Below are 10,864 nucleotides of genomic sequence, written 5' to 3'. Positions count from 1 at the left end.
CGTGAAGCACTTGCTATTGAGCCTGGGCTTGGTTTTCCGTCAGAGCGAGTAATCCGTGTACTAAACCATTTGGGTGAAGAGATTGGGTTACCAAAGGCCATTAGAGTAGATAATGGACCTGAGTTTACATCAATTAACTTCCAGAATTGGTGTAAGGAAAACAAGGTTGAAATCAAGTATATCCAACCAGGAAGTCCTGTGCAAAATGCATTTATCGAAAGGTTCAACAGATACTTCAGAGAAGATGTGCTTGATGCTTACTGGTTCGAAAATCTCGAACAGCTGAGGGTTATAATCGAGAAGTGGAGAACTGATTATAATGAGAATCACCCACATAAATCATTAGGTAGACTATCACCAAACCAGTTCAAAGCCTTGAGCAAAAGCAAGGATATTAAAGATAAAAAGTTGAATTTAGTCCTGTCCTAAAAAAGGGAAGGCTACATTTTCGGGGAAGGCTACAATAATGGGGAACTTACAACTCAAATGGAAAAATCTATTAGGAATATAGATTTAAACACTAAAGACTCATCAATTCAAGAGAGGCATTTAGATCAAGAGACAGGAAGTTATTGGAGTAAACTCAATCGTTTAAGTCGTAATAAATTGACTTTTCAAAATACCTTTTAAAGAGTTCTTCTTCGTTGGGGTTGAATTCCAAGGCGAAATCTGGTTTGTTTTTATCTAGCCTTAGCAGTAGGATTTCATTGAGATCATTAAATCGACTAATGGTATCAATTATAAAATTTAGTTTTTGGTCAAATGAGTCATTGTAATTTTTAATGTTGTTGATTTTCAAACTATCATCTGCAACTATCTGAATCTCATCTACAATATTGTATTCCTTTCTTAGAATAATTAGTAGCCTTTCAAAGCAGACATAACAAGAACTTCCTGAGTAATACACCAAGTACTTGTTGCCTTTTGACTCATTATAAATATCTCTGTCTAATTTAACGTTATGATGAAAATTTCTTTCAAGATAGGCTTTTTCGATTTGCTCTGAACGTAATTCATCTCTTACATTTTTAACCTTTTGACTATATTTTTTTGTAAGGAAAAAATTAGATAGGGTGAATGTAAGCATTGTCCCAACTAAAAAGAATATAACATTTTTCTTCATTTTGTGATTTCAGGGAATTCGTAATAAGATAGGCTATTGGTGTTTTCCGAAATCGAAAATGTGTAAATTCTGTTCTTCTTAAAATCCATTGCAAAAGACACGATGGACCTATCGCCAAGTAAGTATTCGTTTTTTAGATTTCCGGTCCAATCAAATACTTGAACTTTTCCTGAAATGGTTCCGTCAGTATATTCTTTAGAAGGCGAATTCAAGTTGAAAGCAAATATTAAATCATCCTTTGCTTCCATAGATGTTATTTGGTATTTAGTTTCTCTAAACTTGTCAGATCCGGCCTCTAATTCACTTCTGTATTTGTCATTATCATCAAAAATGGTAGACCTCAGATAATTGCCATTGAAGTCGAAAAAGTCTAATTGGCCTAAGAACAAAGGTGCAGATGCGATGAGTTTTTCTTTTTTGTTGACTAAAGTAGAATTAGATGTATAAATAATATCTATTTCGTTAGGAGGAATTGCGTAACCCAGATCCGGTACATATGGTACAAAAATTTCCCTGTCCTCATCAAGGTGGTGTATTACAAGTCTTCCATTACCTTCAGCGGCTCCAACAAGTAGCTGGCTGTCTAGGTAATAAAGATAGGGGAGTTGATAGTCGCCAGGCACAGTTGTTTGCTCTTGTACTTTTCCTTCTTTTATAGCATCTAAAACATTTATGGAGCTAATCTTCTTTCTTTTGAAATCATAACAGTATACAACTGGGGAGCTATTATTATTATCGAAACCTGTTTGTTTCATCAAGTTAGGTCCACGGAACTCTCCGAAACCTCTTCCATCAAGGCCAAATTCAGTTAACATCTTATGGCTATTGGTGCTATATATTTGAAAGAATTTTTCTTCCATTTTTTGTACAACTAAGAAGGTGTCTACTATTAAAAGTCGGGCTCCTCTAGTAACTAAGTCAAAATTTTCTACCTTAGTTTCTTCTAATTTTATAATATTTTCGAATCTTATTGATGCTTTCTTGCATCCACCTAGCAGAGACAAAAATATGATAAGCCCAATTAATATGTGTTTTTTCATTTTGATGAGATTAGAAAGCCCCCCCTAGGTAGAGGAGGGTTGTGTGAACTGTTATTCTGGAATTGTGAATTCGCAATCACCTATTTCCCAAGATGAGGGGCGATGCTCAAACTCGCAAACTACACACCTTCTTTTCCTAACCTGATTTTGATTGCCTGGAGTTTCAAAATCATAACAGGGTGTTTTACTTGTTTGGAACATAATAGGAGTTTCCATTAATGGAGCCTCAAATTCCATGGATTTGGATATGCCAGTATTAACAAATACGAACAATGCCAAAACAAAAGAGATAGTAATACTTAAAAGTAGTTTTTTCATGGTTTATTTTTTTGTGATTTTCTAATATGAACTATTTATTCCAAAATGACAAATTAAATATTCTCGAAAAGATTAAGGTCTGAGTTAATAGACAATAGGGAGAATAAAAGGAGCTATACGATTGAATATTACCCAAGCCAAGTCATTGCCTCTGATAGGTGTTCTGTAAAGGCAAGGATATAGGTCTGTTGAAATTCGAAAGGGAGGTCGCTAATTATGGTTTCTTTCCCCTTTCGGGATGAGCAAACTCCCTCATTTACAGTTGATGTGTCTAAAAATATTTGGAACGACTTTGGTGAGGCAGGTATCGGTAGTAAGGTGTGTGCCGGTGGAGGAGTGATCGACTACATGATGAAGTATCATGGAACGGATGCAAAAGGAGCACTAGAAGAGATCAACAAACCATACAATGGGTCGCCTCAAAAGCCTAGTCCAAAGGCAACCAAAAAGGACGCAATGCCCAAAACAAACATGCTTGAAATCATATCGATGAAGAAGGTGTTATCTATGGCTCTTTTTCATTACTTGGAAGCTAGGAAGATACCACCCGAAATAGGCTTACCCTATCCTAAGCAGGTACAGTTCAGACACATTGAAAAGAAAACTGAAGGCTTTGCTCTTGGACTTGAGAACGCACGGGTGGTTATGAAATCAGAAGCAAGCACTTCAAAGGCCTAGTTGGTCGTAGGGGTATTACAGTCATAAGATGTGCTCAAAGTGGATTGAATGTACAAATAACGGAGGGCCTTTTCGACTTTCCGTCCCTTTTGTGTATTTATGGTAGAAAACGACCCAGTCAGATGTGGTCATCTTAAACGGGGCAAGTATGATTAAGGCCGGGATTAGCTTGCTATTTATTCCCCATAGCATACCTTAATGGGTTTCTGAAGGGGATTTTAATGAATATTGAAGATAAAAAAATCGCACAATAGTAACATTAAAAAAGAAGAATTGTGAACCACCCATTTATTTACTGATCTTTGATCTAACTTCTAGCTTGCTCTTCATAAAAACTTCTGCCTTCCACCTTCCGGCTTTCGTCTTCTCCATTATCTTTGACAATTCCAATAAAGAAAAGACGTTCATTGTCCGATGTCTGTAGAAGTTCAGCAACTCACCAAAACATATGGAGCCCAGAGGGCTGTAGATACCATCTCATTTAGGGCTGTTAAGGGGCAGATTCTTGGCTTCCTTGGCCCCAATGGAGCTGGCAAGTCTACTACCATGAAGATTGCTACCTGTTTCATTCCTCCTACTGAGGGCACCGTAAAGGTTTGTGGGCATGATGTGATGCAACAACCTGTAGAGGTGCGAAAGAAAATTGGCTATCTGGCCGAACACAATCCGCTGTACACGGATATGTATGTGCATGAATACTTGCGATTTATGGCCGCTGTGCATGGACTAAAGGGAAAGCAAGGCAGAGAAAGAGTTATGGAAATGGTGGCTCTTTGCGGACTCTCCAAAGAGCAGAACAAGCGAATAGGAACACTTTCGAAAGGCTATCGGCAGCGGGTGGGGCTGGCCCAGGCATTGCTTCACGACCCCGAAGTGCTTATTCTGGACGAGCCTACTACTGGCTTAGATCCTAATCAATTGGTGGAAATCAGAAAGCTCATCAAAGAGGTGAGCCGGGACAAAACGGTAATTTTCAGTACACATATAATGCAAGAGGTAAAGGCCCTGTGCGACAGGGTGGTGATAATAAACCAGGGCAAAATTGTGGCAGACGATACGCTCCAAAACCTCATGGGCAATAGGGTGGTATTGAAAGTGGAGTTTGAAGCCCCCGTCAACATTGAAAAGCTCGCGGTGTTGGGCCAGGCAGAAAACAGAGGTGGTAATGAATATGTCATTGCTTGTGAGAAAGGTAAGGACCTTCGTTCAGTTCTGTTTAAAATGGCTAAGGACGAAGACTGGGTTATTTTAAGTATGAGTCAGGAAACCCAGGAGTTGGAAGAAATTTTTCATCGTTTAACACAGTCGAATCAATGATGTGGGCTATATACAGCAAGGAACTTCGGCAGTTTTTAAATTCACTTATCGCCTACGTAGTAATTGGTGTTTTTCTTACCGGAATAGGCTTACTCATGTGGGTTTTTCCGGAAACCAGCGTACTTAACTATGGCTTTGCCGATATGGAAAGCCTCTTTTCTTTGGGGCCGTTCGTTTTCATGTTCCTCATTCCGGCCATAACCATGCGCATGTTGGCCGAAGAAAGAAGAACAGGAACCATAGAACTATTACTCACCAAGCCGCTCACAGAGTGGCAAATTGTAATGGGAAAATATCTGGCCGCTTTTACTCTGGTAGTCTTTTCGGTATTGCCCACGCTAGTCTATTTTTATTCCGTTTATCAGCTCGGAAACCCCATAGGTAATCTGGATGTTCCCGGCATTACGGGTTCATACCTTGGATTAATTCTTTTGGGAGGGGTGTTTACCGCCATTGGCCTGGCTGCCTCTTCGTTTACCGAAAACCAGATTGTGTCTTTTATTTTGGCTGTTTTTCTCTGCTTCTTCCTTTATACAGGTGTGAGCTCTCTGGCCGATTTATTAAAGGGAGAATGGGCTATTTATCTGGAGGAAATGAGCCTAAGTTATCATTACGATGCGTTGAGCCGGGGCCTTATAGATACTCGCAACGTGGCGTTTTTTGTGTCTACCGTTGTATTTATACTCATTGTTACCCATTGGCGACTCATTGCCAGAAAATTGAGTTATAAGCCTGTGCGTTCTCGCTTGATGAAGCGGGTGATTTTGGCCTTTGTTCTACTGTTAGTTTTCAATATTCTGGCCGCTAACTTTTTTTACCGGTATGACCTCACCGAAGATAAAAGGTATACTCTGAAACCGGCAACCAAAGAGTTGCTGCGTCAGCTAGAAGCCCCAATGACCATTGAAGTTTTACTGGCCGGAGATTTGCCAAGCGGTTTTGAACGCTTTAGAAGAGCCATTAAGCAAACCATAGAAGAGTTCGATGTGTATAAGCCCGGGGCTATCAACTACTTTTTTGTCGATCCTTCGGCTGCAGAAGACGCTAAAACCAGAAACGAAAACATTGCCTACCTAATGAGTCAGGGTTTTGAGCCAACCCGTGTATTCGATACGCAAGACGGTAAGCAAATCCAGAAGATTATTTTTCCTTATGTAATTGTACGCTATGACGGTCAGGCTGCCGGCATTCTTTTGTTCAAAGGCGCCAAAGGAGGCAATCCAAACGAAACCATCAATATGGCCATAGAAAATATTGAGTTTGAGCTGGCGGTGGGTATTCAGCGACTGGCCAATCTCAACCGAAAAAACATAGGTATGGTGAGGGGTCATAATGAACTGGATTCTGTTCATATTGCCGGATTTATGGGTGAGATGGTGCAGCATTTCAATATAAAAGACGTGAGTCTGAACAAGCCCCTTTCACCCGATTCGATTGACGCACTAATTATTGCCCGACCTAAAACCAGCTTTAGCAAGGCCGAAAAATATGTGCTCGATCAATACGTAATGCATGGAGGTGATGTGGTGTTTCTTATGGAATCGCTGGAGGTAAATATGTCTAATGCTGCCGGTATGGGTACTTTGGCCACACCAGTCAATCATGGGTTGGAAGACCTTCTGTTTCGCTATGGCGTACGTTTGAACCAAAACTATGTGCAAGACATTCAAAACTTTGGGCGCTATCCGGTAGTGATAGACGATAATAGTAATATCATTAACCTGCCATGGCCTTTTTATGCCTCGGTTACCGATTTTGCCGATCATCCCGCCAGCAAAAACCTCGATGCTGTATACCTGCGGTTTTTTAGTACCATGGATACGGTAAAAGCAGAGGGAGTGAGTAAAACACCCCTTATGTATACTTCTGAATATACCCGAATCTTGCCCGCTCCGGCTCCGGTGGCTTTTGAAGATTATGCTAATCAGCCCGATGTGCAACTCTTTAATGGAGGGCGAAAGGTAGCAGCATATTTATTGGAAGGACAGTTTACCTCACTGTTTAAAAACAGGGTGTTGCCCGATTCTATCGATCAGGCGCTCTTCAAAGACCGTAGCACAGGAGCTAAAATTGTGGTGGTATCTGATGGCGACTTTATAAGAAATGAGCTGAACCTTAGAACAAGACAGCCCTACCCATTGGGCTTTAATCCTTTTGTGGAAGATGGCGAAAAACTTAAGTATGCCAACCGAGACTTCCTATTCAATGTATTGGCCTATATGACCGATGAAGAAGGGCTGATTACTTCGAGAAATAAAGAAATAACTCTGAGGCCATTGAATAGAATTAAAGTTCAGGAAGAAAGAACCTATTGGCAAAGTCTAAACCTGGCAGGACCCTTGGTTATTTTGGTGCTTTTTGGTCTGGCAAGAGGGGTGTTTCGAAAAAGGAAGTATTCCGGATTTTGATACCCTGAGCCGGGCAATAGCCCAATAGATAGAAGTCTATTCGACTATTGCTCCTCAATCAGGCAACCTGTTGTTAAAATCAGCGTCAATACTTCTGCACGCGCTGATCGATTTCATCGGCCCAGGCCAGAATACCACCTTTTAGATTATATAGATTGGTAAAACCGTGGTTAGCCTCCAGCCAGGCAATGGCATCTCCGCTTCTTTTGCCGCTTCTGCAATGCACCACAACCTGCTTATCTTTAGCAAATTTATCAACGTTTTGAGGCACTGTGCCCAAGGGAATAAGCTCGCCTCCAATTGCTGCAATATCGGCTTCGTGTGGCTCCCGAACATCAATGAGTTGAAAATCCGTTCCATTGTCTATCAGCGACTTTAACTCCTTAACTGTTATCTCTTTCATTCTCGTTTTCTTTATGCTTAGTACCATAAACCAGGCTCGAAGTTAGCCGGTTCAACTCTTTTACTTTGTAACCGAAGTTACCCTTTAACTGATTGCGAATTTGCTTCATTCGTAACAAAAGTTCATCAATTTCCTCAGGCAATGCATCGTCAAGCACTTCTCTTAAGCGTTTGGCTATGGTGGGCGACTGGCCGTTGGTTGAGATGGCAACCTTTAGATGGCCTTTGGTAACGATGCTGCCCAGGTAAAAATCGCACAGTTCGGGGGTGTCGGCCACATTCACCAATATACCCCTGTCTTTGGCTTCCTGCTGAATCTTACGGTTTGTCTCCGGATTTTCAGTAGCTACCAACACCAGATGCATACCGGTTAGATCTTCGGTAAAATATTCCCGCTCCAAAAGAGTAATCTGAGGGTGCCGGGTTGCCAACTGCCGGATTTCGGACCGAATGGTTTTACCAACCAAAGTTACCCGGGCATAAGGGCTGCTTTTGAGCATAAATGAGAGCTTTTCCAGCCCAACCGAACCTCCCCCAATAATGAGAATGTCTAGCTGATGGGCTTTTAGAAATATGGGGTAGAGGTTGTTAGACATATTAAAGGGTAGTAGCGTATTCAATTTGCCGTAGGTATGATTTCCCTAGTTTTACTACCTCGCCCACAATAATTATGGCAGGAGAGGAAATGCCATGGGCAAAAGCTTCATCTTCAATAGAATTAATGGTGGCCGTTACTATCTTTTCGCTCGGCAGCGATCCGTTCTGAATAATGGCCACCGGGGCATTGTGGCGGCCATGCTCACGAAAGGCATCGCAGATGGCGGCCAGTTTTTTGGTACCCATTAGTATGACCACCGTAGCAGTAGACTGAGCCGCCAAATGAATGTCGGGAGTAAGAAAGCCTTCTTTGGTGGTGGCCGTTACCACCCAATAGCTTTGGCTATATCCGCGCGATGTCATGGGTATTTCCTGCAAGGCCGGTACCGCGTGAGCGCTGCTAATACCCGGGATTATTTGGCAGGGTATACCAAATTGTCGGGCAAAATCCAGCTCTTCGTATCCCCGGCCAAAAATAAAAGGATCTCCACCTTTGAGTCTGACCACGTGCCCTTTGGTTTGCGCAAAGTGAACGATCAGTTCATTGATGGCCTGCTGGGTATGACTATGTTTGCCCACCCTTTTGCCTACATATATTTTTTCGCCTCCCTTTTTAACATAGCAAAGCAATGCCTTGCTGGCCAAATCGTCATACAACACCACATCGGCTTCGGCCAGAGTTTTAATGGCTTTAACGGTAATAAGCTCGGGGTCTCCCGGGCCGGCACCTACTAGCGAAAGTTTAGGAGTAATGGTCATTCTATGCTTTATAAAAATCGCTGATAACTAGTTTTTCTTTCCCTTCGCTTTGCAGTTGTCTCTGTCTGAAGGTTTTTACTTGCCGGAGAAATGAGTTTGCGGATTGGAAGTATTCATGGGCAAAGTCCTTTTCAGGTTCCTGTGATTTCATTTGCAAAACCAGAGTTTTGAAACTCTTGGCCTGGCCGAAGTCTTCCGTTTGTCCGAAGTGCTCTTCGAAACTTTCCAGTATTCCTATTTGGGTGTTGCACTTAATGTCTACACTAAGAAGTAGAGCTTTAGCACCGATTACAAAGGCTGAATAGGCATTATAAATTGCATCTGCATAGGCTTCTTCTCTAAGCCCATCGCTGGCCCAGTCCAGTCGTTCCTGCGCTTCTTCTATGATAGTTCCAATCACATCGAGCATTACACTGGCACACTCGCCAACACCAATTTCCGGAACAAACTGCTCTTGTTTTCCCCAGTCCATAAACTCGGCACTGGTTAGGTTATCAGTTTCCGCCAATGGTTTTAGCAGATGGTAGAAGTGCATTTTACCAACTCGTTGAAAGTAATCATTGAAGTATTCGCCCTCTTCAGCTTCCTTTTCATAGGCTGTGAGCAGCAAGGCCAGGGCGTTGGGGATGCGCTTGGTGGGCAGCTTTATTACTTTTTCGGCAATAAAGCCCTCTCCGGAAGGAGAAAGTCCTCCGCCTATTACCACCTGCATGGCCGGAACTACCAGCCCTTTATGTTTTATAGAGCTGCCATGGAAGCCAATGTTGGCGGCCATATGTTGCCCACAGGCGTTCATACACCCACTAATTTTAATTTTAATGTTGCGTTCATTAATGAGGTGTTCGAAGTCATTTTCCAGCATCTGTTCCAGGGTAGTGGAAAGGGCTGTGCTGTTGGTTACGGCCAAGTTGCAGGTATCGCTGCCGGGGCATGAAGTAATGTCGTGCGTACTATCAAAGCCGGCTTTGGCAAGCCCAAGAGCGGTAAGTTCCTGGAAGAAAAGGGGGAGCAGGCCGGGCTTGACATACTTAATGAGTAAACCCTGATTGGCAGTAACCCGAATGTCGTGTGCAGCATATTGTTCTACCATGCCAGCGAGCTTGCGAGCGGTTTCGGCATTCATGTCGCCCAAAGGTACACGTACCCAAATACCTCTAAATTCGGTCTGTTTTTGCACAAAAGTGTTGGTGCGCTTCCAGTTTTCAAAGGCCGTAGGATTACTCACTTCCACCTCGCGCTGTGGAGGGTTGGGCTGTTCTACTCTACCTATAGTTTCGTCTATGGGCCAGTGGTAGCCTTTTAGGGCTTTGCGTTCTTCATTAACCAGTTTCATGAGTTGTTCCAGCCCCATTTTTTTGAGCAGGAATTTCATGCGCGCCTTATTGCGATTAGCTCGCTCTCCATAGCGATCGAATACGCGAATAACTGCTTCAGAGAAGGGAATAATCTCAGTGGCCGGTAAAAAGCTGTGGGCCGTTTGGGCAAACATGGCTTGTGCCCCGAGGCCACCTCCCAGTACTACTTTGAATCCTTTAATTCCATCTTTAACAAGGGGTATAAAACCAATGTCGTGAAAGTAGGTCATGGCCGAGTCGGTGCTGTCTGATGCAAAAGCAATTTTCACCTTGCGACCCATGTCCTGACAAATGGGGTTTCTTAAAAAGAAATGGGTGAGGGCATGCGCATAGGGAGTTACATCAAAAGGCTCATTGGGGTTGATGCCGGCATCGGGCGAAGCGGTAACATTGCGAACGGTGTTTCCGCAGGCTTCTCGTAGAGTCACATCACTGGCCTCCAGGTTGGCCCAGAGAGCAGGGGAGTCCTTTAGCTTTACAAAATGCAGTTGAATGTCTTGTCGGGTGGTTAAGTGCAGGTTGCCGGTGGCGTACTTATCAGATACATTGGCAATGGTAATGAGCTGCCTTGGCGTAACTTTACCATAGGGTAGTTTAATACGAATCATCTGGACACCCGTTTGCCGTTGGCCATAAACTCCGCGGGTAAGTCTGTATAACTTAAACTTGTCTTCGGCAATCTCTCCTTGCTCAAACTTCTCAATTCGCTTTTGAAGCTCAATAATATCTTTTTGGGCTGCGGGGCTTATGCTTTGGTTTACGGACAGGCTCATAACTTATTAGTCTATAAAAACGATAGGAAATATTCTGCAAGTTTAAATAAAAGAATATAAAGTCTACCAAAATAATAGGGTAATATTTTTGACT

General features: G+C 42.6%; 11 protein-coding genes. 4 read left to right on the top strand and 7 right to left on the bottom strand.

The features are described 5' to 3' along the window. Positions 1 to 429: integrase core domain-containing protein (locus tag B3O12_RS00575; RefSeq protein WP_286754913.1), on the top strand; the 429-nt coding region annotated here is incomplete at its 5' end. A 154-nt stretch (positions 430 to 583) separates the two neighbouring features. Here B3O12_RS00575 and B3O12_RS00570 read toward each other — a convergent pair. Genes B3O12_RS00570 through B3O12_RS00560 form a run of 3 tightly spaced genes read right to left on the bottom strand, consistent with a single transcriptional unit; the run spans position 584 to position 2,481 of the window. After that, a complete protein-coding gene (locus B3O12_RS00570) occupies positions 584 to 1,123 on the bottom strand; it encodes a hypothetical protein (RefSeq protein ID WP_286754912.1) in 540 nt (179 codons plus the stop codon). After that, on the bottom strand, positions 1,120 to 2,163 hold the full coding sequence (locus B3O12_RS00565) for a hypothetical protein (protein WP_286754911.1): 1,044 nt from the start codon (positions 2,161 to 2,163) through the stop codon (positions 1,120 to 1,122). The genes B3O12_RS00570 and B3O12_RS00565 overlap by 4 nt, the downstream gene beginning before the upstream one ends. Positions 2,164 to 2,214: 51 nt before the next feature. Then, positions 2,215 to 2,481 carry a hypothetical protein gene (locus B3O12_RS00560; RefSeq protein WP_286754910.1) on the bottom strand — a complete coding sequence of 89 codons (267 nt, stop codon included), beginning with the start codon at positions 2,479 to 2,481 and terminating at the stop codon, positions 2,215 to 2,217. 216 nt (positions 2,482 to 2,697) lie between these two features. On the opposite strand from B3O12_RS00560, the gene B3O12_RS00555 reads away from it, so the two are divergent. The 3 genes from B3O12_RS00555 (at position 2,698) to gldG (ending at position 6,884) form a co-directional block, all read left to right on the top strand. After that, positions 2,698 to 3,159 (top strand): CHC2 zinc finger domain-containing protein, encoded by a 462-nt coding sequence (locus B3O12_RS00555; RefSeq protein ID WP_286754909.1) that lies wholly within the window; start codon positions 2,698 to 2,700, stop codon positions 3,157 to 3,159. Between the two features lie 414 nt (positions 3,160 to 3,573). After that, on the top strand, positions 3,574 to 4,476 hold the full coding sequence (gene gldA, locus B3O12_RS00550) for a gliding motility-associated ABC transporter ATP-binding subunit GldA (protein ID WP_286754908.1): 903 nt from the start codon (positions 3,574 to 3,576) through the stop codon (positions 4,474 to 4,476). Beyond that, positions 4,473 to 6,884 carry a gliding motility-associated ABC transporter substrate-binding protein GldG gene (gene gldG / locus B3O12_RS00540; RefSeq protein WP_348655438.1) on the top strand — a complete coding sequence of 804 codons (2,412 nt, stop codon included), beginning with the start codon at positions 4,473 to 4,475 and terminating at the stop codon, positions 6,882 to 6,884. The genes gldA and gldG overlap by 4 nt, the downstream gene beginning before the upstream one ends. Before the next feature lie 85 nt (positions 6,885 to 6,969). Here gldG and B3O12_RS00535 read toward each other — a convergent pair whose 3' ends face one another. Genes B3O12_RS00535 through B3O12_RS00520 form a run of 4 tightly spaced genes read right to left on the bottom strand, consistent with a single transcriptional unit; the run spans position 6,970 to position 10,770 of the window. Further along, positions 6,970 to 7,287 carry a rhodanese-like domain-containing protein gene (locus B3O12_RS00535; protein WP_189630210.1) on the bottom strand — a complete coding sequence of 106 codons (318 nt, stop codon included), beginning with the start codon at positions 7,285 to 7,287 and terminating at the stop codon, positions 6,970 to 6,972. After that, entirely contained in the window at positions 7,268 to 7,882 is a 615-nt protein-coding gene (locus B3O12_RS00530) for a precorrin-2 dehydrogenase/sirohydrochlorin ferrochelatase family protein (RefSeq protein WP_286748393.1), read from the bottom strand. Before B3O12_RS00530 ends, B3O12_RS00535 begins: the two co-directional genes overlap by 20 nt. Before the next feature lies 1 nt (position 7,883). Further along, on the bottom strand, positions 7,884 to 8,642 hold the full coding sequence (cobA, locus tag B3O12_RS00525; protein ID WP_286748392.1) for a uroporphyrinogen-III C-methyltransferase: 759 nt from the start codon (positions 8,640 to 8,642) through the stop codon (positions 7,884 to 7,886). 1 nt (position 8,643) lies between these two features. Continuing rightward, complete coding sequence (locus B3O12_RS00520) at positions 8,644 to 10,770, bottom strand: nitrite reductase (protein ID WP_286748391.1); 2,127 nt, start codon at positions 10,768 to 10,770, stop codon at positions 8,644 to 8,646. Between the last annotated feature and the right edge of the window lie 94 nt (positions 10,771 to 10,864).

Origin of the sequence: Roseivirga sp. UBA838, from assembly GCF_002296035.1 — a bacterium.
GTDB classification, from domain to species: domain Bacteria; phylum Bacteroidota; class Bacteroidia; order Cytophagales; family Cyclobacteriaceae; genus Roseivirga; species Roseivirga thermotolerans.
Note: the sequence above shows the minus strand (reverse complement) of the source record. Positions and strands in the feature narration are given on the sequence as shown.